Origin of the sequence: uncultured Brevundimonas sp., assembly GCF_937863155.1 — a bacterium.
Classification (GTDB): domain Bacteria; phylum Pseudomonadota; class Alphaproteobacteria; order Caulobacterales; family Caulobacteraceae; genus Brevundimonas.
In genome coordinates this window covers 1-20,841 of record NZ_CALMFB010000014.1, presented here as the reverse complement: position 1 = coordinate 20,841, position 20,841 = coordinate 1, and the positions used below count along the sequence as shown (strand labels likewise).

Below are 20,841 nucleotides of genomic sequence, written 5' to 3'. Positions count from 1 at the left end.
ACAATCTTCGTTTTAGAGATGGCAGATATAACGATGAGGTAATGTCATGATCTTGCGGGGCTGGCGCTATTTCCTGAAGGTGGCCGAGACGGGCAATCTGACCCGCGCCGCGGCCCAGCTGCACATGACCCAGCCGGCGCTGAGCCGTCACCTGAAGCAGCTGGAAGACGAGATGGGGGTGGCGCTGCTGATGCGTCACGGCCGGGGCGTGCGCCTGACCGAGGCGGGCGCCCTGTTCGTCGAACAGGCGCGCGAGATCCTGGCCCGCGCCGACACCCTGTCCGAAGTCCTGCATGCGCGCGAGGCGCGGCCCAGCGGCCAGCTTGCCATCGGCATGCCCCTGTCGTGGACCGGCCTGGTGACCACGCCGCTGATCACCGCCTTTCGCGAACGGCATCCGTCCGTCACCCTGCGCCTGGTCGAAGGCACCACCGACGCCCTGCGCCAGGCGCTGAAACGGCGCGAGATCCAGGCCGCCGTGGTCACAATGGTGGACCGCGACCCCGAGATCGAAACCCGCCACATCGTCTCGGACGGCGCCTATTTGATCGGGCCGCCGGATTCGACGGTGGTGCGCGACGGCAAGCTGGATCTGAAGGCCCTGACCGGCCAGCCGATGGTGCTTCTGACCCACACCACCAATGTGCGGCGTGAGCTGGAGCGGGTTCTGGCCCAGGCTCGGCTTCGGTCCGACATGGTGCTGGAGGTCAACACCCTGTCGCTGCTGGACTATGTCGAACGAGGGGTCGGCTATTCGGTGGTGCCGGCCTGCGCGGTCGCAGGCTTCGACCGGCGCAACCGGCTGAAGGTCGGGCTGATCGACGGTTTCCGCAGCGACTGGGCGGTGGCCAGCCTGCGCGGCCACCCCGGCACGGCGGCGCTGCGGGCGTTCGAGACGCTGCTGGACGACATGCTGGCCGATCTGGTGGCGCGCGGCGCCTGGCCCTCGGCCCGTCTGGTCAAGGACTGAAGCCTACCCAAGAAAAAGCCCCTTTCGCGGGGGGCGAAAGGGGCCAGTCTGGACGAGGATCAGGATCGTCCCGGCGGAGCCGCCGTTTTCAGAATTTGTAGCCCAGGGTCAGGCCCCAGGTGCGGGGCGGGCCGGCCACGCCGACCACCGTGTCGGCCAGAAGGCTGGTGCCGACGAAGGCGTTGGCGATGTATTCCTTGTCGGCCACGTTGCGCACGAAGACCGAGCCGGTCCACTGGCCCGATGGGCTTTCCCAGTTCACCAGCAGGTTCACCAGCTCATAGGCGGGCTGGGCGGCGACATCGCGGTTGAAGGCGTTGAAGTAAACCTTGTCGGTCGCATACAGCTCGATCCGTGGGCTGAAGATGCCCGAGGTCTCGGTGTGGATGTCGTACTGACCCGAGACCGAGAAGGTGTAGCGCGGCGACTGGGACAGACGGTTGCCCGCCAGGTCGATGACCCCCAGCAGCGGCCGCGCCGGGTCCGAGGTGGCGAAGTCCTTGTACTCGGAATCCGTCATCGAGAAGGTGGCGTCGAACCGCAGGGCGTCGGTGGCGATCCAGCTGATCTCGCCCTCGATGCCGCGGATCACGGCCTCGGCGGCGTTGACGGTGGTGATGACGTTGCCGACCACCTTGGTGACCTGCAGATCGCTGTAGTCATAGTGGAAGGCGGTCAGATTGGTGCGCAGGGTGCGGTCGAACCAGTCGGCCTTCAGCCCGGCCTCATAGTTCCAGATCATCTCCGGCTCGAACGGCGCCTGCATGCCGCCGACGTTGAAGCCGCCGCTCTTGAACCCGCGCGAGATGGTTCCGTACAGGAACAGATTGTCCTGGGGCTGGTATTCCAGCGTCAGCTTGGGCGTCCAGGCGCTCCACGATCCGTCGATCGACTGGGTGCGGTTGGGGATGATCGGGTTGGACGGGCTGTAGGTCCGCACCGTGTCGAATTGGGCGTATTCGTCCATGTGCTTGTCTTCTTCGCTGTAGCGAAGGCCGAAGACCAGCTTCAGGTCGGGCGTCAGCGCATAGTCGATCTGACCGAACAGCGCCCAGGCGTCCGTTTCGGTCTGGCCGCCGATGGCCTGGCCCATGATGACCCGGTCGGCGCCGCCCAGGACACGCAGATTGAACGGCACCGTCAGGCCGGAATCGATGGTCTCGCGGAAGAAATAGGCCCCGGCGATGAAGTTGAAGTCGCCATAGTCGCCCGACAGCTGGAATTCCTGGGTGAACTGATCGGCGTTCTCGTGCTGGCCGTAATAGGTCAGCGGCGCGTCCGTGGCGTCCAGGTCGGTCTGGGTCCGGTACTCCGTCTCGCGATAGGCGGTCATGGAGGTGAAGGTCAGGGTGTCGCTCAGGTCATAGCGAATCTGGCCCTGAAGACCCCAGTTCTCGCGCACGTTGCTGGAGGCCACGTCGCTGTAGATGTCGTGATAGTTGGGGCCGGTGCGGCCGCCCAGGGCCACGCCCACCGGCGTGCGGTTCGGATTGCCCGCGCCGAAATAATGCAGGGCGTTGGAGCTGTCGTCTTCCTGATGGATGTCGGCGATCAGGTCGAACTGCAGCCGGTCGCTGGGCTGGGCCCGCACCCGCAGGCGCGCCGACAGGGTGTCGCGGTTGTCCGCATCCTCGCCGGTCGTCAGGTTCTTGCCATAGCCGTCGCGACGCTCGGTGCGGAAGGCGAAGCGCGCCGCCAGACCGTCCGACAGGCCGCCGCCGATGGCGCCCTCGGTCTCGATCCGCCCATGGCTGCCCAGGGTGGCGCGGCCATAGCCGCCGAAATCCTCGCTCGGCGCCCGCGACAGGATGTTGACCGAACCGGCCGTGGCGTTGCGGCCGTACAGCGTGCCCTGCGGGCCGCGCAGCACCTCGATCCGCTCGACGTCATAGAAGCCCGCCAGGCCCGCCGAAGGGCGGCTGATATAGACCCCGTCCAGGTGATAGGCGACGCGCGCCTCGGACCCCGGGGCGATGGTGTCGAAGCCGATGCCGCGAATGGCGATGCGGGCGTTGCCGAACTGCTGGCCGAAATTGACGTTCGGCACCATCTGCGACAGGTCTTCGATATTGTCGATCTGGCTGCGCTCCAGCACCTCGGCCGAGAAGGCGCTGACCGCCATGGCCGTGGTCTGGACATTGGTCGCGCGCCGTTCGGCCGTGACCACGATCTCGTCCAGAGTGGCGGCCGCCTGGCCGGACGGGGCCTCCTGCGCATGGGCCGTGGCGCACAGGCCGACGGTCGACAGCGCCGTGGCGCACATGAGGCTCAGATATCCGCGACGCCGGATCATGGGCGTGTCCCTCCCTGGACAGGCTGTACACCCTCGCCGGATCAGGCCGGTCTTCGGATGCATGGGCTAGACGTTTCCTCGGATGATCTTCGCCATCCTGAGGATCATGCTAGGGGCGGGTCGCGACCGGGGACAACGCCCGTAATTTGCATTCGATCAATGCGGATTTCGTTATGACTTGTCCGCAAGAGATACGGTTATCAGGGGGCTTTTGTCATCTTCGGCCGATGTCGTGACACGGCGGCCCCTGCCCGTCGCCGGACAGGGAGGCGCCGGGCGGTCATTGGGACCAGGATGTCCCGCCGCGTCTCGAAATCAGGCTTCCAGGCGATAACCGGCGCCGCGCACCGTCTGCAGCATGGCCTTGTCGAAGCCCTTGTCGATCTTGGACCGCAGACGGCTGATGTGCACGTCGATGACATTGGTCTGGGGGTCGAAATGATACTCCCACACCTTCTCCAGCAGCATGGTGCGGGTCACCGACTGACCGGCATGGCGCATCAGGAACTCCAGCAGCTGGAACTCGCGCGGCTGCAGGTCGATCTCCTGGCCGGCGCGATGCACGGTGCGCGCGATCAGGTTCATCTCCAGCTCGCCGACCTTCAGCATGGTGGCCACGCTGCCGGTCTCGCGACGGCGCGACAGGGCCTCGACCCGCGCGATCAGTTCGGCGAAGGCATAGGGTTTGACCAGATAGTCGTCGGCTCCGGCCTTCAGCCCCGTGACCCGGTCCTCGACCTCGCCCAGGGCCGACAGGAACAGCACCGGGGTCTGGTCGCCGTCGCGGCGCAGGGTCTCGACCATGCCCACCCCGTCCAGGCGCGGCATCATCCGGTCGACGACATAGACGTCATAGCCGCCCTTCTGGGCCTCCAGCAGGCCGAAGGCGCCATCGACGGCGTGGACCGCATCGTGCCCCGCCTCGGTCAGGCCGCGCATCATGGCGGCGGCGGCTTCGGCGTCGTCTTCGACCACCAGGATACGCATGGCGGATGCCCCAAATTGCAGAATCGCCGCCGATGTTAGCGCATCGGCGGCGATCCCGTCAGTTACGGCTTTGTCAGGCGGATCAGTCGCCTTCCGGCAGCTCCAGAACCACCGGCGCGTTGCCGTTGGGCGTCCGCACCAGCACGAAGACGCTGGACCGGCCCGCCGCCCGCGCGGCCTGGACCTGGCCCCTGACGTCGGCCACCGACCGCACCGGACGCTGATTGATCATCATGATGACCACGCCGGCCGAGAAGCGGCGATCGCCGCCGCGCGCCACACCGGTCACCACCACGCCCTCGACCCCGGCCGGAATCTCATAGCGCTGGCGCAGGGCCGGGCTCAGTTCGGCCAGGTTCAGCCCGGCCACGACTTCGCCGGTCGGGGCGGCGGGCTTGGCCGGTTCGGCCGCGCCGCTGTCGTCGGTCGTCGGGTTGTTCAGCTCGCTTTCCGACGGGCGGGCGTCGGCGCGGATGTTCAGCGTCTGGCGACGGCCTTCGCGCAGCACCTCCAGCCGCATGGTCTGGCCCGGCGCCACATTGGCGACGCGACGGGTCAGTTCGGTCATGGTGTTGATGCGCTCGCCATTGATCGACACCACGATGTCGCCGGCGCGCAGGCCCCCACGTTCGGCCGGGCCGCCTGCATTGACCTCATTGATGAAGGCGCCCCGCTGGCCGCTCTGCAGCCCCATGGCCTCGGCCATTTCGCGGCTGACCTCGCCCACCTGCACGCCGATATAGCCGCGCTGGATCTGTTCGCCGCGCATCAGGCGATCCACCACCGGCTTGGCCACCGTCACCGGAATGGCGAAACCGATCCCGACCGAGGTGCCCGTCGGCGAATAGATGGCCGTGTTGACGCCAATCACCCGGCCATAGATGTCGAAGGTCGGGCCGCCGGAATTGCCGGTGTTGATGGCCGCGTCGATCTGCAGATAGTCGACATAGTTGCTGCTGCGCTCGGCCGGAATATTGCGTCCGCGCGCCGAGACGATGCCCGCCGTGGCCGTGCCGCCCAGACCGAACGGATTGCCCACCGCAATGACCCAGTCGCCGACGCGCGGCTCGTTCTGTTCCTCGAAGGCCACGAACGAGAAGTCGTTACCCTCGACCTTCAGCACCGCCAGGTCGGTCGCCTCGTCGCGGCCGATCACCCGGGCGTCCAGCTCGCGCTGGTCCGACAGGACGACGGTGATCTTCTCGGCGTTCTCGACCACATGGTTGTTGGTGACGATGTAGCCGTCGCGGCTGATGAAGAAGCCCGATCCGGCGCCGCGGCCCTGGATGGTGTTGTCTTCGCCGTCTTCGCCGTCTTCCGGGGTCGGAACGGCGAACGGAAGGCCGGGGATCTGCAGCACGCCGCCGCGTCCGCGCGGGCGTTCGATCCGGGTCTCGGTGTTGATCTGGACCACCGCCGGGGCGACCTGATCGAAGATCTGGGCGAACGACAGGGGCGCGCCCTGCGGCGGGGCGAAGGCCGCACCGCCGGCGCCGCCCGATGGCGCGATCAATCCCGCCACCGCCGGCGCCGCCTGTGCGCCGGGCCAGGAAATGACCCCGCCCGCCGTCGCGGCCGCCGCGAACGTCAGCCCCACGGCGGCGCCGAGGATGAACTCCTTGCGTTTAAGCATACCCGTCCTTCGATCCTGCATCGGGGCCGAACCGGCCCGCTCATCCCAGATATAGACCGCACCGGGCCCAAGCCAAGCCGTCTGGCGTTCAGCCTCGCCAACGCTCCCGACCGTCATAGGGCGCATCTGCGGCATCACGGCGCCCAAACGGCTGCAAGACGCGAAGGATCCTCGGGGGCGGCGGCGCTCCAATCCGCTCCCCCCGCGCCGCGACATCGGCTAAGGATCGGGTGGACGGCTGTTGCGCCCTGCGTAAGAGGCGCCCGCCCCCTCACCGCCCCGACGCCCCCATGATGGCGTGGCGATCTGCAGTAGTCGAAGTGTCCGAAAGCCTGGTCGATCACATCTACGAAGCGGCGTTGATCCCCGAACGGTGGACCGGGGCGCTGGACGCGATGAACCGCATCTCCAACTCCCGCTCCAACTCGCTGTTCGTGTTCAGCGAGCGGTTCAGTCCGCGTGGAATCTCCACCGACATGACCAGCGATCTGATCGAGCCCTTCCTGCAGTCCGACGCCTGGCGAATGAGCCCCAGCGTGCGTTGGACCCTGGCGACCCGGCCGGGCGCCTTCAGTTCGGTCGATGACGTCATGAGCCCCGAGGAAACCGCCGCCGATGCGGTCTGGGCGCCCCTGGCGGCGCGCGGTTTCGGACAGCGTCTGGCCACCGTCATCCCGTTGCACAGCGGGGATCAGGCGACGTTCGTCCTGGCCCGCATGCAGGATCAGGGGCGTTATCGGCCGCGCGAAGTCGCCGCGCTGGACCACCTGCGCCCCGATCTGCACCGCGCCATGTTCATCGCCGCGCGCCTGGGGCTGGAACGCGCCCGGGCGATGACCGAAACCCTGGCCCGGCTCGGACTGGCGGCGGCGGTGGTCGATCCGACCGGCCGCGTGATCGGCTCCAACCGCCTGCTGGAAAGCCTGGACGCCATTCTGTTGCCGACCGCCCATGGCGGCGTCGCTCTGCGGGATCGGTCCCGAAACCTGCTGCTGCGCCAGGGGCTGGATCGGATCAACGCCCGCGACACGCCCAGGTCCGGCCTGTCCATCCCCCTGCCCGCGGCGGCGGATGGATCACACCCCCCGCTGATCATCCATCTGCTTCCCGTGCGCGGGGCGGCGCAAGACATCTTCGCCGGCGGCCAGGCGCTGATGGTGGTGTCCCTGCTCAGGCGCAGGGCCGCCCCCCTGCCCGAACTGCTCAACGGACTGTTCGATCTAAGTCCCGCCGAGGCGCGCCTGGTCGGCGAACTGGCGTCCGGCCTGACGCCGCGGGACATCACGGCCGCACGTCCGGTCTCCATGGCCACCGTCCGCGCCCAGGTTCGCTCCGTTCTGGCCAAGACGGGCATGTCGCGCATAGCGGACCTGTCGCAACTGCTCGCGCAAATCCCCGACGGCCAGGATCAGGACGAAACCTGACCGCATCATCCATGTGGATGAGGCCGACCGACAGAGGCGCCGCTACCACCGTCATGGGGCAGAGCCGCGAAATCTGCCGGTACGGAGGATTACGATCGTGCGCGCGACCCATGTTTCCGCCCTGGTGGGCGCCGCCCTGCTGGCGTTCGCCGCCAGCCCGACGAACGCTGCCGTCAACGACTATGTGTTGACCCTGCCCAATCAGGACGGCGTTCTGCTGGGCGTGCCCTTTGCGGCGGAAACCATCGTCTACACGGTTCGTGCCGACACGGCGACGCTGACGCCCTATCCGCTGCTGGCGAACTGGGCGCCGGCCGGACCGGGCAAATGCGTGACGGCCATCAGCGCCACGGTCCAGGTCGGGGCCCTGGCGCCCGTCGCCCTGACCGATTCGATCCTGTTCTGCAGCGCGGACGGCGGCACTTTGACGGGCGTCTATTTCAACAGCGAGAACGGCTGGAACCATCACCTGGACGCCGGCCCCATCGACCTGGCCGTGGCGGGATCGACCGCCGGACCGGGCATCGACCATAATCTGGCTGTGGCCTACGCCATTCCCGTGACGGGGGGCGCCCTGACCGTCAGCACCGACAACACCAGCGGCTTGACCGCGACGGCGGCCATCGTCGCGGTGGCCATGCCCGCTGTGGTGCCGACCCTGACCGAATGGGCGATGATCCTGTTCGGGCTGATCCTCGCCGGCGGCGCCGCGCTGCATCTGCATCAACGCCCGATCCGACACCCGCAGCCGTAACCCTGAAGGCGACCGCAACGGCCGTAGCCGCATGATCCGCCCCCCGGTCCAGGGTCGGGCGGCTTGCAGCTGTTCGGTCACCCAGGCTGGCGTCGCTTGGCCCGGATGATCTTCATCCGCCCCCCCAGAGAATCCAAGCCCAGATTGATGCCTGCTGACAAACCGACGCAAGCACGCGGCAAACCGCCCGGCTAAGCGCCCGATATCAGCTCTAATGTATTGAAAAGAATGGTGGACGCGACAGGGACGGGCGCGGTGTCGTCATCGGCGTGCTGGTAGGCCGGGCTATCGGCAGGTGCACTGGGGCCGTCGTCGGCCATAGGGGATGCTCCGCGACTCGGATGTTCGAGCCGCGAGGAGAGTCCTCGGAGCGTTCAGGGTCAACGTCGTCCACAGCCTTGAGTGACCGTCGCTAACGTCGGGTGCGGGTGGCCAGAACATCAGCAAGTCGAGGTCGATTGTTTTCGGACGATAGACCTATGCGTAGTGCGGCCAGCCTATAGATCGAACGAGATCAGGATCAGGCCGACGCCTCCAACGGCCATGCATGTGAACAGCACGACGTTGAACCAGTAGGCGATGGGCTGGCTGTCTCGTCGAGCCAGAACACGCCCGGCCTTGTCGCTGGCGAACCGGTCTTTGATCGCCATTGCCAAGTAGGCGACCCCCATGACGACGCCCAGTATCCCCAACAGCAGGTGCATCGGCCCGTCCTTCCTCTGACGTCGATGATGCAGCCGCTGGCACAGCTTGCCAATCGTCCCCTCCTCGCTGTGAAGCGCAGGAACCGTAGCCGTTGCATGGTCGTTTCGGGGCGATGAAACGGACTCTCCCCCTTCTTCTCCTCGCGGGCGCCGCCGTCGCTCTGACCGCATGCGCCACGATCCAGCGCGGCCCTGTCGGCAATCCTTCTGTGCCCCAGCCCGCCAAGCCGGTGGACCTCAATCGCTATGCAGGTCTCTGGTATGAGATCGCGCGCTATGAAGCGGGCTTCCAGCGTGGCTGCGAAGGCGTGACGGCCACCTACGGACTGCGTGAAGACGGACAGGTCAGCGTGGTGAACACCTGTCGGCAGGCCGGACTGAATGGCGAGATGCGGTCGGCGGAAGCCAAGGCCAAGGTCGTCGAAGGCAGCGGCAACGCCAAGCTGAAGGTGTCGTTCTTCGGCCCCTTCTACGTCGGTGACTACTGGGTTCTGGACCGCGCCGACGACTACTCGTGGTCCATCGTCGGCGAGCCTTCTGGCCGATATCTATGGCTCCTGTCCCGCTCTGCCCAACCTTCTCCGCAGGTCCGAGAAACGATGATGAACCGAGCGCGTGAACTCGGCTACGATCTGAAGATCTTAAGGACCACCCAGCAGCCGGGAGACTGACGTCAGGCGGGGACGCTCTCCTGACGGTCCTTGATCGTCGTCATGGCCTTCCTGATACGGCCGACTGATGCCGAGGAGACGCCAGTGATCTTGGCGACCTGACGGATTGAGTGACCGTCCGCCAACGCCTTCTGGACCTTTTGCCGAACTTTCAGTGAGAGGTTGGGGCGACCGAAGCTCACGCCGCGCGCTCGGGCACGGGCGCGGCCCGCGTTGATCCGGCTGGTGATGATGGCGCGCTCGAACTGGCTGAAAACCGCCAACATCTGGAAGAGCATCCGGCCGCTCGGCGTCGAAGTGTCCACGGCCTGTTGGTGCAGGTAGAGGTCGCAGCCACGGGCTTGGATGTCGTTCAGGAAGCTGACCAGATCGGGCAGCGACCTTCCGAGCCTATCGACGGCGAATGCCGCCACCAGGTCGATCTCCCGACGATGGACGGCCTTGACCAGGGCGTCGAAAGCGGGGCGCTTGTCCCGCCCCTTGGCGCCGGAGAAGCCCGCATCCTCGAACACCTCGACGACGGTCCAGTCCGCCCGTTCGGCCACCTCCATCAGGATGCGGCGCTGGTTCTCGGTCGTCTGGGAATCTTGGCTGACGCTGAGGTAAAGACCTGCTCTCTTTATCTCCGAGAAGATCTCATGGATCGTCGGGGCGTCAATCAGATCAGCGGGGGCAATGTGGCGATCTTGACGGTGGGCGGCCTCGCCTTGGTGGCGCATTCCTCCGGGGGCGCGATCCTGTCTTATGGCGGGTCTTATCTCGGCGGCACCTTAGTCGGAGCCAAGGTGGTGTCCGGGTCGCCACTGCTGCCGGGGCGTTGTCGCAGATGTCGGCGACGGCGGTATCCGTGGCGTCTGCACCGGCGACCATGCCGATCATCGCGGGGGCGGCTACGGTCGCTGTCGTGGCGGCCGGAGCCTACTGCTATTTCCACGGCATCCCGGCGCCGGTCGTCGAGACGTTGAGCGCTGCTGGGGTCGGATCGGCTGGAACCAAGGGGTTCGCCGTCGCCGTCGCCAAGCTGGCCCCGGCCCTGATCGCGCTGGGCGTGGCGGGCTACCTCTCCTACGTCGTCTACAAGGACTTCAAGGCGTTCAAGGCCGACTATCAGGCTCGCGTGGCCCAGCCGACCGGCGACATCGACAGCGACGCGCACGCCTACCCCTATGCCTTCAACAGCGAGGGCAAGTGTCGGCAGTCGTGGTGGGCTTGGCTGATCAGCGTCTTCGCCCGACTGCTGGGACGCAAGCCGCGCGGTCAGGCGCCAGTCAGTCGGCGGCTGACGTAGCGACGCTGTCGGTCATCGCCTTCCTCACGGTTCGGTGGACATCAATCAGATCGGAAAGCGGCCTGCCTTCGATGCCCTCCTGAAGGCCGTCAGCCGTCGAGAGATCGACATGGTGGCCGCCTTCGCCGTGGACCGGCTAGGCCGATCCCTGCCCGATCTGATCGCCTTCCTCTCCGACCTCCAGGCTAAGGGAACCTCATTTGCAGATGTCCGCGAGGGCTTTCACCAACGCGGGATGAAGATCGGCACGGTCGAAGTTGATTGATTTCTCGAGGTGGTCGATCTGGTCACAGACCTCCCCGCCACCAATACGAAACTGGACAGCGAGGCGTTTTGCGAGATTTTCGTCCATTTCGGGGGAGGCGAGGCGAGTGAATTTTCGCTCGACGAACCACCTGTTGTGCGACGTTCCCATCGAGAGCAGTGCCATTAGGCACTCCACCTTGCATTCGAATTCGGTGCCTTCAAAGAAAGCCTCCAGCCTGTTCGCCAGAGCGTCGCAGTAGTCGAAATTGAATGCCGTTCGCGCCACCCATTGTGCGAACTCGATTCCGATCCGCGCCGCATCGTCTGGAGCATCAGCGCAAGCAGTTTGGATGCGCTCCACCCCCATTTTCCGAAGATGGCATACTTGTCCGCCGCCTCAGCATCACCCTCAAGAAAGTCGGCCAGACGCCCCCAGAACGCTGCGTCGGGTGGGGTGTCCGCTTCGAGAACCCCTATGAAGTTGACCGAACTCTTGGCTCGGAGGAGTTTTCGGAGTGAAGCCTACGCTCAGAATGGCGTCCAAGACGGCGCCGATCGACTTGAATCGCTGACTGGGGTCACTGCGGGTGCATCCCCGCAGGATATCGACACCAGCACGCCCTCAGGCCGCATGCTCTTCCAGATGCCGGGCGTCTTCGCTGAGTTCGAACGCTCGATCATCACGGCCCGCATCAAGGCTGGTCTCGGCCGTGCCCGAGCCCAGGGCAAGCACTTCGGTCGTCCCAACCAGCGCAGCACCTCCAACAGTTCACGACATGCTGAACGGTCTATGGACGTCAGGAGACGGTTCTCGCCCCACACGCTCGACGTGATCCAGAGAAGCCCATCGTAAATCATCTGCGTCTTGGGCGCGCGGACCTTCGATGGGTCCGCTTGGAAGTGGCGAAACAGGTCGCTGAACGTCATCGTGGAGATCGGTGCCGCCTCGACCGTGACCGGCTCAGGCATGACGACCTCGGCGGACCTCGCTTCAGCAGCCGGTGTTCCGGCCGCTGCCCAGAATGACCGTTCGAGATCAGCAATGACGAGTTTGGACTTTCGGATGGCCTCTGATCTGTTGCCAGTCCCGAGCGACCGCCAGACCTGCGTTCGTCCGACCGTCGCCTGAGCTTTCCGAGGCACCTTCATCCGAACATGGAAGACCCTGCCCCTGACGATCAGGCAGGGAGGATTCGCGCGCCGATGTTGAGGTGACCGCGAAGACGGTGAAGGGCGCCGTTTGGACGGTTGGTGTAGCAGGTTGATGTAGCAGTCCGAGTCGGCTGAAGGCTTTGATTCAGAACTGTTTTCCGACCCTTCCAGATGCCGTTGGTGTAGCAAGCTGGTGTAGCAAACGCGCATTTTCGACCGCTGGGGAGCAGTTTCATCAACGCTTGCAATGTGTTGGGGGAGAATGGTGGACGCGACAGGGATTGAACCTGTGACCCCTACGATGTCAACGTAGTGCTCTCCCGCTGAGCTACGCGTCCGCCTTGGCGGCCCTGGCTGTGCGCCGGGGCGGGAAGGCGGCGTCTATAACCCGGCCGCTTCGATGACCGCAAGCGGGAAAGCGCTCAAATCGAAAGCCCCGCGCGCATCCTCGCTCAAGCAGTGAGCGCCCGCGGCGCGAGCGGTAGCGACCAAGGATCAGGCCGCCGCCACCATTCGCTCGACCTCATTGACCAGATCGCGCAGATGCACCGGCTTGGACAGGACCTTGGCCTGGGGGCTGGCCTGGGCGGCCGACAGGGCCACGGCGGCGAAGCCGGTGATGAACATGATGCGCAGGCCCGGCTGGCGGGCGGCGGCCACGCGGGCCACCTCGATCCCGTCGGCGCCGGGCATGACGATGTCGGTCAGCAGCAGGTCGTAGGGTCCGGCGTCCAGGGCGTCGATGGCGTCGTCGCCGTTTTCGCAGTCCACCACCTCGTGGCCCGCCCGCTCCAGCGCCCGGGTCAGGAAGCCGCGCAGCGAGCCGTCGTCTTCAGCCAGAAGTATGCGCGCCATTGATGGCTCCCCCGCGAATGTCCGGCGACGCTATAGCCGCAACGGTAAACCGGCCATGAAAAACATCGCCTTGGCGACTTCGTCTTCTGTGGAAAGCGGCTATTGAGGCGCCATGACCGCGCCCCCTGGCCAGACCGTTTCGCCCGCAGACGCCGTCTTCACCGTGACGGCGCCGACGGGCGCGCCCGGACCGTTCGTCTTCGCCTCGCCCCATTCGGGCACGGCCCTGCCGGAAGATATGCGGGCGGACCCGGCTCTGAGCGCCGCGCGCATCAACGGCGCAACCGACGCCATGATGGACCAGATGGCGGCGCCCGGGCCGGCCCTCGGCGCCCCGCTGATCGCCGCCCGACTGTCGCGCGCCTATGTCGACCTGAACCGCGCGCCCGACGCCCTGGACCCGCAGCTGATCGAGGGGCTGGAGAGCGCGGCCGGGCCCCAGGCGGCGGCCGGCTATGGCGTGATCCACCGGCTGACGGGGGACGGCGCGGCGCTGTATAGGCGGCGGCTGACGCTTCAGGAGGCGCAGGGGCGGGTCGCGCGGATGCATGCCCCCTATCACGCCGCCCTGGCCCAGTTGATGCGGGCGGCCCAGGCGGCGCACGGGCGGGCGGTCCTGATCGACTGGCATTCCATGCCCGGCCACGCCGGCGGGGCCCAGGTGGTGCTGGGCGACCGGCACGGGACCAGTTGCGAACCCGCCCTGACCCGACGTCTGCGCGGCCTGTTCGAGCGCGAGGGCCTGACCGTGGCCTTGAACAGGCCCTATGCGGGCGGATGGTCGACCCAGACCTGGGGACGGCCCGACGAGGGGTTTCAGGCGATCCAGATCGAGATCAGCCGCGGCCTTTATCTGGATCCGCTGACCGGCGGCCCCTCGGCGGGTCATGGGCGATGCCGCGCCCTGATGGGACGGGTGATCGCGGCCCTGCTGGACGTCGGATAAAAAAAGCCGCGCCCGGGGGCGCGGCTGGAAAGTCATATAGGGAGGAAACGCCCAGGAAGGGCATGCCGCCCGAAGGCGACACCATGAAGTTAGGTTGCAGCGCACAATCCGTCAAGCGGGTTTTCCGCCCCTTACGTCACGGAATGTAACGAATTCGAGCGTTGTGACAGAAATGTAAACGGTTCCAGGGGCGAAATTTGGCCGGAAACCGATGCTGCACCCGCAAAATGATCAGCCGTGATGCAACAGTCGTCGCGCCTCGCGGATGGCGCGGGCGGCGGGCGAGGCTTCCTGGCGCCACAGCATCAGTCCGAAGGCCGCCACGCCCCCGACCGCCAGCCAGATCGGTCCGAACAGCCACGCCGCCGCCGCCAGCGAGAAATAATAGGCCCGCACCCCCTGGCTGAACGCCATCAGGGCCGGGTTCAGCACCCGCGCCACCGCCTGGCCATAGGCGTCGCGGTCCTGGCCCTCGGCCACCTCGGGCGCGGCGCCGATCAGGGCGATGGTGTAGTTCATCTGTCGGATCGACCAGATGAAATCCAGCAGGCCACGCGCCAGACAGGCCATGACCAGGGCCAGCTTGCCCTCCAGCACCTTCACCGGCACGCCTTCGGCGCCCACGGCGGCCAGGCCGCGCAGGGCGCTTTCGCCCCCGAACAATATGCCCGCCACCGCCGCGATCAGCAGCAGATTGGTCGAGGCGAAGAAGCTGGCGGAGTTGATGGTGTGGCCCATCAGCTGGCTGTCCAGCAGGCGGATCTCGCGATGCGTCATGGCCGTCATCCAGGCCTCGCGCACATGCACCATGTCGGCGTTCAGCGACCCGGCCCAGCGCGCGATGACGCTGAGCAGCGGGCCATAGCCCAGCCAGCACATCACGAAGAGGATCAGGGCGGTCCAGTCCAGCGTGGTCATGATCTTTTCCTGCCCCCTGTATGGGGCCGATGGCAAGCGCCGCGCTTGCCTGACAGGCCCGGTGCGCCTATCACGGCCGCCTCCCCGTTTCGCAGTTGCACAATACAGAGTCCGTCATGAACCTGGACGCCATTCCCGTCGGTCCCAACGCCCCGTGGGACGTCAACGTCGTCATCGAGATCCCCGCCGGCGGCCTGCCGGTGAAGTATGAGATGGACAAGGCGTCCGGCGCCCTGTTCGTGGACCGCTTCCTGCACACGGCCATGTATTATCCGGGCAACTACGGCTTCATTCCGCACACCCTGTCGGACGACGGCGACCCCTGCGACGTGATCGTGATCAATCCGACCCCGGTGGTGCCCGGCTGCGTCATCCGCGCCCGTCCGATCGGCGCCCTGATGATGGAGGACGAGGCGGGCAAGGACGAAAAGATCCTGGCCGTCCCGGTGGACAAGCTGAACCCCTTCTATTCGGGCGTGGCGTCCTATCGCCAGCTGCCGGCCATCCTGATCGAGCAGATCGAGCATTTCTTCACCCGCTACAAGGACCTGGAGAAGGGCAAGCGCGTGGACGTCAACCGCTGGGCCGACGCCGGCGAGGCGGCCGAGCTGATCGCCCAGGGCATGAAGGCCGCCGAAGCCAAGCTGCGCGGCGAAGCGGCGTAGCCGCATCCCTCTCCCGCTGGGAGAGGGCTTGAGGCTCGCAGAGCGCAGCGATGCGTCCGCCGAAAGGGTGAGGGTCGGCTGTTCGCCGATCATCCCCTGACATTCGCCCCTCACCCTTTCACGCAAAGTCCGATCGCCTAACGGCTCTCGGGCGCTCAAGCCCTCTCCCCATTGGAGAGGGTTCCCGCTATGCCTGCCCCATGGCCGCCGACACCCCCGCCGAAACCTTCAAGCGCGCCCTGGCCCACGCCGCGCGGGCTCTGGCCGAACAGGCCGAGCTGGAGGTGGTGTTCGCCTCGGACGGGCCGCGCCTGGCTGACGGCGTTCTGACCCTGCCCCATCCGTCGCGCGATCCTTCGGGGCCGGAAAGCGCCGCCCTGCGCGGCCAGGCGGACCGGCTGGCCCTGCGGCTGGCCAATCACGACGAAGCGCTGAACGCCCGCCTGCGCCCCACCGACGCCCAGGCGGCCGAGGTGTTCGAGGCGGTCGAACAGGCGCGGGTAGAGGCGGTGGGATCGACCGCCCTGGCCGGGGTGCGGGCCAATCTGGATGCGGCGCTTCTGACCCGGCTGGAGAAGACCGGCGCCTTGCGCGCGACCGAGGCCGAGCGCGTGCCCCTGGCCGAGGCCGTGGCCCTGATGCTGCGTGAACGGGTGACGGGGCGACGCGCGCCGGACGGCGCCGCGGCCATGGTCGATCTGGTGCGGCCCGACATCGAGGCGCGGGCCGGCAAGGCGCTGGACGCCCTGGCCCAGACCGCCGACGATCAGGAGACCTTCGCCACCCGCCTGAAGGATGTGCTGCGCGACCTGGGGCTGGACCCCGGCGACGGGCGCGGCGACGACGCCTCGGACGATGCGGGCGAGGACCAGCCCGACCCCGAACCCCAGCCCGACGCCGCCGACGATCAGGACGAGCAGGAAGAGGACGGCGGCGAAGGCGGCCAGTCGATGGACGGCTCGGCCGACGACCAGACCCAGGAACAGGACCGCGACAGCCGCCCCGACGGCGCCCCGGCCGACCCGGACGGCGAGGCGTCCGAAGACGGCCCCGAACTGAACGAAGGCGCCCTGCCCAACCGCCAGGCGACCCAGGACGACGGCCGGGCCGTCGACGCCTATCGCGTCTTCACCACCACCTTCGACGAGGTGGTGGACGCCGCCGACCTGTGCGACCCGATGGAGCTGGAGCGGCTGCGCGCCCTGCTGGATCAGCAGTTGTCGGCCCTGTCGTCGGTGGTGGCGCGCCTGGCCAACAAGCTGCAGCGCCGCCTGATGGCCCAGCAGAACCGCAGCTGGATGTTCGACCTGGAGGAAGGCGTGCTGGACACCGCGCGCCTGACCCGCATCGTCACCGACCCGACCAGCCCCCTGTCGTTCAAGGCCGAGAGCGAAAGCCCGTTCCGCGACACGGTGGTGACCCTGCTCTTGGACAACTCCGGCTCGATGCGCGGGCGGCCGATCATGGTCACGGCGGTGTGCGCCGACATCCTGGCGCGGACGCTGGAGCGGTGCGGGGTCAAGGTCGAGATCCTGGGCTTCACCACCCGCGCCTGGAAGGGCGGACAAAGCCGCGAGGCCTGGATCAGCGCCAACAAGCCCGCCAATCCCGGCCGACTGAACGACCTGCGCCACATCATCTACAAGGCCGCCGACGCCCCCTGGCGCCGGGCCAAGCGCAACCTGGGCCTGATGATGCGCGAGGGCCTGCTGAAAGAGAACATCGACGGCGAGGCTCTGTTGTGGGCGCACGACCGGCTGATGGCCCGGCCCGAGGCGCGGCGCATCCTGATGGTCATTTCGGACGGCTCGCCGGTGGACGATTCCACCCAGACGGCCAATGCGGCCCTGTATCTGGACAAACACCTGCGCCAAGTGATCGCCGAGATCGAGACCGCCTCGCCGGTCGAGCTGATGGCCATCGGCATCGGCCATGACGTGACCCGCTTCTATCGCCGCGCCCTGATGCTGGCCGATGTCGAGCAACTGGCCGGGGCCATGATCGAGAAACTGGCCGAACTGTTCGACGCCGAGGCCGCCCGGCCGCGCGGACGGGCGCCACATCGTGACCGGGGGAGACGCGCCGCATGAGATCGTTCCGAAACCTGTCCGCCCTGCTGCTGGCCTTCGCCCTGGCCGCCTGCGCCGGGGGGCGGATCGCCGACGTCGCACCCTGGAGCGGACCGGCGGAGGGCTGGACGGCGGCCGAGGCGCGGCATCGCCCGGTTGGCCTGGGCCTGGCCGGAGGCGCGGTCCTGGCGCCGGGCGTGACCTTCGCCGGCGGGATCGAGATCGTTCTGAGCCCGGATTCGCCGCTGCACAGCCTGTCGGACCTGAAGCTGACGGGCGAAGAGGGCTTCATCTCGGTCACCGACGCGGGCGACCTGGTGCGCGGGTCGCTGGTGCTGGATGGGCGCGGCCGGCTGATCGGGGTCGAGGGTCTGCGCTATCGCCGCCTGACCCTGCGCGACGGATCGCCCATCGTGGAAAAGGTCGATGGCGACGCCGAGGGCCTGGCCTTCACCGACGCCGGCGACCTGCTGATCAGTTTCGAGCGCGACCACCGCATCTGGAACTATGGCCGGGGCGACGCGCCCGCGGCCCGACCCAGCGTGGCCGCCATGCCCGATTTCGCCTTCGCCCTGAACGACGGGATCGAGGGCCTGGCCGCCTCAAACCGGGGCTGGGTCGTGGCGGGCGAGAGCGGCGGGGTCTGGGACTGCAACAACCAGGACGGCTGCCGCACCCTGACCGATCCGCCCCAGCCGCTGCTGAACGACCGCGACTATCGCATCACCGGCATGGACCGGAACCCCGCCGGCGACGGCTGGTATGTGGTGGAACGGTCCTTCACCCCGCCCATCGACGCCCGCGCCCAGGTGCGCCGCATGGGCGCGAACGGCGAACTGGGTCCGGTGCTGATCCAGCTGAAACTGCCGGGGACCACTGACAATTTCGAAGGGATCGCGGCCGAACGGCGCGGCGACGGGGTGCGCCTCTACATCCTGTCGGACGACAACAACAACGCGCCGCAACGGACGCTGCTGCTGGCTTTCGATCTGGATTGATCGCCGCCGCCTCCCGTGCAACTTTCACATTGGGAGGATTTTTCAAATGAACGTACGGTTGATCACCATCGCCCTGGCCCTGTTGACGATCATCATCGCCGCCGCGGCCGCCTATACGACCCGCGACTGGATGCCCTTGGTGATGGCTGGGCCGGTCGCCCTGATCGTTCTGGTCAACAGCAGCCGCGCCGCCAAGCCCTGACGGCGGGCGGCCGACCCCGCCTCAGACCTTCTCGCTGATCTTGATCGCAGCCTTGCAGCCGGCCTTGATGACCGCGCTCAGTGACGGCGCTCGGCCTGGCGCTCGCTACGCCAGAGCGCGATCACATCCCTCATTGGCGCGTCACGTCGGGCCAGGCCCCAAGCCTCCCGACTGACAATCAAGCGTTGCCAGCCTTGATCAATGCCTGCCGCATCAAGATAGGCCTGATGCCTGCGGTTCAGTGCGAAAGCCGCCGGAACTGCGGTGACCAGGACAAAAGTCATCCAGACCACAGCGCCGATACACAAAAAGGCGCCAAGCCAGATTGGAACGGGCAGGCCCGCTGTTCTGAGGCCCAGGAACAAGATGGGGGGAACCAGTCCCTTGCCTATCTCCAGCTTCAACCAGTCGCCCCAGGCGCCAGGTCTTTTGCGTGCGCTGGACAACAGGATGGACTTCACTCGGATTCGACGTCCGACCCGGCCGCCGAGACGCCAGCGACGGCGACCCCGCCTCAAACCTTCTCGCTGATCTTGATCGCGGCCTTGCAGCCGGCCTTGATGACCGTGCTGAGCAGGCGATAGGCGGGGGCTTCGCGGCTGCCGTGGGCGACGGCGTGGTCGTGGTGCTCCAGCTCCTCCAGCCGGAACCGCTCCAGCTCGGCGGCCAGGTCAGGATCGCTTTCGGCCAGCTCCGCCACCTGATCGGCATAGTGGTCGCCGATCACGCTTTCCACCGCCTCGGTGCAGGCGTGGGCGGCCTTTTCGCCCATCAGGGCCGTGCCCGCCCCCAGGGCCGAGGCCGCCAGCCGCCAGACCGGCGTCATCGCCGTGGGCCGCACCTGGCGCGCGTTCAGCAGGGCGTTGAACCGGTCCAGATGCACCTGTTCCTGGCGCTCCATCTCGGCCATGTCGGCGGTGACGGCCTCATGGCCGCGGCGGCCCTCGAACACGGCGCGCTGGGCGCGATAGATCAGGACGGCGGCGTATTCGCCCGCATGATCGACCCGCAGGATCTCGCCCATCCGGCGGCGGCTGGCCCCGCGTCCGGGGCGCGGCAGAGGCGCGTGGGGGGCGGACTCAGTCGACATGGCGCGGCGCCCGGGCGTCCTTGGGCCGTTTGGCGGCCAGCAGGCTGAACCCCGCCAGCACGGTGGAGAGGATGAAATTCCAACCCGCCATCGACAGGCCCAGGAAGCTCCACACCACAGAATCGCACATGGCCACGCGCGGGGCCGGCCCGGTCCCCAGCGCCAGGGCGGCTAGGCCGTCCAGGCTGATCGGACCACCGGCGGCGCAGGCGGCGGGCAGATCCCACCACTTCAGCTCGCCCCCGGCATGGAAGCCGGCGGTGATGGCGCCGGTGGCGAAAACGGCGGCCAGCAGGAAGGCGGCGATGCGCGGCGTGCCCCGGCTGGCCCGGCTGACCAGGGCCCACAGGGTGGCGATCAGGGCGATGGTCGCCGCGCCCCAGAACACCTCGCGCTGCTTCAGGCACAGATTGCACGGCGCCAGGCCGGCGAACCGCTCGAACGCATGGGCCGCGCCCAGCATGGCCAGGGACGCCGCCAGGGCGAAGGCGGTCCACCAACGGGTCAGGAGGCGATAAAGGCCGATCATCGTTCCCCTTCCTAACCGACCTTGTGCGCGCCGTCGATCAGATGAAACGCACCGCGACGATGGCCCCGACCAGCACGACCACGAACAGGAAGGTCCACAGCGCCAGCCGCTTCTCCACGATCTCCAGCATGGCCGGGCCGAAGGTCTTGACCACAAAGGCCACCAGGAAGAACCGCGCCGCCCGCGTGATCACCGACAACAGGATGAACAGCGGCAGGTTGAAGGCGAACACCCCCGCCGCAATGGTGATCAGCTTGTACGGAATGGGCGTCAGACCCTTGATCAGGATCACCCAGGCGCCGTGCTGCTGGAACAGGGCCTTTGACGCCTCGAAGGTGTCGGCCTTGCCCATCACGGCCAGCAGCCACATGCCCACCGGCTCCAGGAAATGCCCGATGGCGTAGCCCAGAATCCCGCCCAGCACCGAGGCGAGGGTGCAGACCGTGG

General features: G+C 67.2%; 24 protein-coding genes, 1 tRNA gene and 1 pseudogene. 12 read left to right on the top strand and 14 right to left on the bottom strand.

Features of this window, described 5'->3' with window-relative positions; genetic code table 11:
• The first annotated feature begins 46 nt into the window (after window positions 1–46).
• Window positions 47–970 carry a LysR family transcriptional regulator gene (locus Q0581_RS02030; protein WP_298697069.1) on the top strand — a complete coding sequence of 308 codons (924 nt, stop codon included), beginning with the start codon at window positions 47–49 and terminating at the stop codon, window positions 968–970.
• An 88-nt stretch (window positions 971–1,058) separates the two neighbouring features.
• On the opposite strand, the gene Q0581_RS02025 is transcribed toward Q0581_RS02030, so the two are convergent.
• From Q0581_RS02025 to Q0581_RS02015, 3 genes are all read right to left on the bottom strand, one after another.
• Window positions 1,059–3,263 carry a TonB-dependent receptor gene (locus Q0581_RS02025; RefSeq protein WP_298697066.1) on the bottom strand — a complete coding sequence of 735 codons (2,205 nt, stop codon included), beginning with the start codon at window positions 3,261–3,263 and terminating at the stop codon, window positions 1,059–1,061.
• A 315-nt stretch (window positions 3,264–3,578) separates the two neighbouring features.
• Window positions 3,579–4,250, bottom strand: a complete 672-nt coding sequence (locus tag Q0581_RS02020; protein ID WP_298697062.1) for a response regulator transcription factor — start codon at window positions 4,248–4,250, stop codon at window positions 3,579–3,581.
• A gap of 82 nt (window positions 4,251–4,332) precedes the next feature.
• Window positions 4,333–5,883 (bottom strand): Do family serine endopeptidase, encoded by a 1,551-nt coding sequence (locus Q0581_RS02015; protein ID WP_298697059.1) that lies wholly within the window; start codon window positions 5,881–5,883, stop codon window positions 4,333–4,335.
• A 290-nt stretch (window positions 5,884–6,173) separates the two neighbouring features.
• Here Q0581_RS02015 and Q0581_RS02010 point away from each other — a divergent pair, with 290 nt between their 5' ends.
• The gene (locus Q0581_RS02010) at window positions 6,174–7,307 is read left to right on the top strand and encodes a hypothetical protein (protein WP_298697057.1); all 1,134 of its coding nucleotides are present in this window, start codon (window positions 6,174–6,176) and stop codon (window positions 7,305–7,307) included.
• Window positions 7,308–7,404: 97 nt separating this feature from the next.
• A complete protein-coding gene (locus tag Q0581_RS02005; protein WP_298697055.1) occupies window positions 7,405–8,061 on the top strand; it encodes a hypothetical protein in 657 nt (218 codons plus the stop codon).
• A gap of 497 nt (window positions 8,062–8,558) precedes the next feature.
• On the opposite strand, the gene Q0581_RS02000 is transcribed toward Q0581_RS02005, so the two are convergent.
• On the bottom strand, window positions 8,559–8,765 hold the full coding sequence (locus Q0581_RS02000) for a hypothetical protein (protein WP_298697053.1): 207 nt from the start codon (window positions 8,763–8,765) through the stop codon (window positions 8,559–8,561).
• 113 nt (window positions 8,766–8,878) lie between these two features.
• On the opposite strand from Q0581_RS02000, the gene Q0581_RS01995 reads away from it, so the two are divergent.
• A complete protein-coding gene (locus Q0581_RS01995; RefSeq protein WP_298697050.1) occupies window positions 8,879–9,436 on the top strand; it encodes a lipocalin family protein in 558 nt (185 codons plus the stop codon).
• A 2-nt stretch (window positions 9,437–9,438) separates the two neighbouring features.
• On the opposite strand, the gene Q0581_RS01990 is transcribed toward Q0581_RS01995, so the two are convergent.
• Window positions 9,439–10,155: a recombinase family protein gene (locus tag Q0581_RS01990; protein WP_298697047.1), complete on the bottom strand. Its 717-nt coding sequence runs from the start codon at window positions 10,153–10,155 to the stop codon at window positions 9,439–9,441.
• Window positions 10,156–10,283: 128 nt separating this feature from the next.
• Between Q0581_RS01990 and Q0581_RS01985 the strand changes: the two genes are divergently transcribed.
• Together Q0581_RS01985 and Q0581_RS14700 are read left to right on the top strand one after the other, a co-directional pair.
• On the top strand, window positions 10,284–10,724 hold the full coding sequence (locus Q0581_RS01985) for a hypothetical protein (protein WP_298697046.1): 441 nt from the start codon (window positions 10,284–10,286) through the stop codon (window positions 10,722–10,724).
• Between the two features lie 109 nt (window positions 10,725–10,833).
• Window positions 10,834–10,989 carry a hypothetical protein gene (locus tag Q0581_RS14700; protein WP_366876466.1) on the top strand — a complete coding sequence of 52 codons (156 nt, stop codon included), beginning with the start codon at window positions 10,834–10,836 and terminating at the stop codon, window positions 10,987–10,989.
• On the opposite strand, the gene Q0581_RS01980 is transcribed toward Q0581_RS14700, so the two are convergent.
• Complete coding sequence (locus Q0581_RS01980; RefSeq protein WP_298697045.1) at window positions 10,921–11,331, bottom strand: hypothetical protein; 411 nt, start codon at window positions 11,329–11,331, stop codon at window positions 10,921–10,923. The genes Q0581_RS14700 and Q0581_RS01980 overlap by 69 nt on opposite strands.
• A 15-nt stretch (window positions 11,332–11,346) precedes the next feature.
• On the opposite strand from Q0581_RS01980, the gene Q0581_RS14695 reads away from it, so the two are divergent.
• Entirely contained in the window at window positions 11,347–11,823 is a 477-nt protein-coding gene (locus Q0581_RS14695; RefSeq protein WP_324524035.1) for a recombinase family protein, read from the top strand.
• A 176-nt stretch (window positions 11,824–11,999) separates the two neighbouring features.
• Here Q0581_RS14695 and Q0581_RS14690 read toward each other — a convergent pair.
• The 3 genes and pseudogenes from Q0581_RS14690 to cpdR form a co-directional block, all read right to left on the bottom strand.
• Window positions 12,000–12,332, bottom strand: a pseudogene (locus Q0581_RS14690) (DUF6538 domain-containing protein); the annotation flags it as partial.
• A 53-nt stretch (window positions 12,333–12,385) separates the two neighbouring features.
• Window positions 12,386–12,460 (bottom strand) — tRNA-Val (locus Q0581_RS01970).
• Between the two features lie 157 nt (window positions 12,461–12,617).
• Entirely contained in the window at window positions 12,618–12,977 is a 360-nt protein-coding gene (gene cpdR, locus Q0581_RS01965; RefSeq protein WP_298697043.1) for a cell cycle two-component system response regulator CpdR, read from the bottom strand.
• A gap of 112 nt (window positions 12,978–13,089) precedes the next feature.
• On the opposite strand from cpdR, the gene Q0581_RS01960 reads away from it, so the two are divergent.
• Window positions 13,090–13,923 carry an N-formylglutamate amidohydrolase gene (locus Q0581_RS01960; protein ID WP_298697041.1) on the top strand — a complete coding sequence of 278 codons (834 nt, stop codon included), beginning with the start codon at window positions 13,090–13,092 and terminating at the stop codon, window positions 13,921–13,923.
• Between the two features lie 231 nt (window positions 13,924–14,154).
• Here Q0581_RS01960 and Q0581_RS01955 read toward each other — a convergent pair whose 3' ends face one another.
• A complete protein-coding gene (locus Q0581_RS01955; protein ID WP_298697037.1) occupies window positions 14,155–14,841 on the bottom strand; it encodes a DUF599 domain-containing protein in 687 nt (228 codons plus the stop codon).
• Window positions 14,842–14,957: 116 nt separating this feature from the next.
• Between Q0581_RS01955 and ppa the strand changes: the two genes are divergently transcribed.
• From ppa to Q0581_RS01935, 4 genes are all read left to right on the top strand, one after another.
• Window positions 14,958–15,506, top strand: coding sequence for an inorganic diphosphatase (gene ppa / locus Q0581_RS01950; protein WP_292259345.1), 549 nt, complete (start codon window positions 14,958–14,960; stop codon window positions 15,504–15,506).
• Between the two features lie 200 nt (window positions 15,507–15,706).
• Window positions 15,707–17,596: a cobaltochelatase subunit CobT gene (cobT, locus tag Q0581_RS01945; RefSeq protein ID WP_298697033.1), complete on the top strand. Its 1,890-nt coding sequence runs from the start codon at window positions 15,707–15,709 to the stop codon at window positions 17,594–17,596.
• Entirely contained in the window at window positions 17,593–18,573 is a 981-nt protein-coding gene (locus Q0581_RS01940) for an esterase-like activity of phytase family protein (RefSeq protein ID WP_298697030.1), read from the top strand. Before cobT ends, Q0581_RS01940 begins: the two co-directional genes overlap by 4 nt.
• Before the next feature lie 46 nt (window positions 18,574–18,619).
• Window positions 18,620–18,775 carry a hypothetical protein gene (locus Q0581_RS01935; protein WP_298697028.1) on the top strand — a complete coding sequence of 52 codons (156 nt, stop codon included), beginning with the start codon at window positions 18,620–18,622 and terminating at the stop codon, window positions 18,773–18,775.
• A gap of 77 nt (window positions 18,776–18,852) precedes the next feature.
• Here Q0581_RS01935 and Q0581_RS01930 read toward each other — a convergent pair whose 3' ends face one another.
• The 4 genes from Q0581_RS01930 to Q0581_RS01915 all read right to left on the bottom strand — a co-directional run.
• Window positions 18,853–19,236: a hypothetical protein gene (locus Q0581_RS01930; protein ID WP_298697026.1), complete on the bottom strand. Its 384-nt coding sequence runs from the start codon at window positions 19,234–19,236 to the stop codon at window positions 18,853–18,855.
• A gap of 53 nt (window positions 19,237–19,289) precedes the next feature.
• Window positions 19,290–19,865, bottom strand: coding sequence for a demethoxyubiquinone hydroxylase family protein (locus tag Q0581_RS01925; protein ID WP_298697023.1), 576 nt, complete (start codon window positions 19,863–19,865; stop codon window positions 19,290–19,292).
• Window positions 19,855–20,394, bottom strand: coding sequence for a disulfide bond formation protein B (locus Q0581_RS01920; protein WP_298697020.1), 540 nt, complete (start codon window positions 20,392–20,394; stop codon window positions 19,855–19,857). Before Q0581_RS01920 ends, Q0581_RS01925 begins: the two co-directional genes overlap by 11 nt.
• 37 nt (window positions 20,395–20,431) lie before the next feature.
• The coding region (locus Q0581_RS01915; RefSeq protein ID WP_298697019.1) for a VTT domain-containing protein at window positions 20,432–20,841 on the bottom strand (410 nt) is incomplete at its 5' end.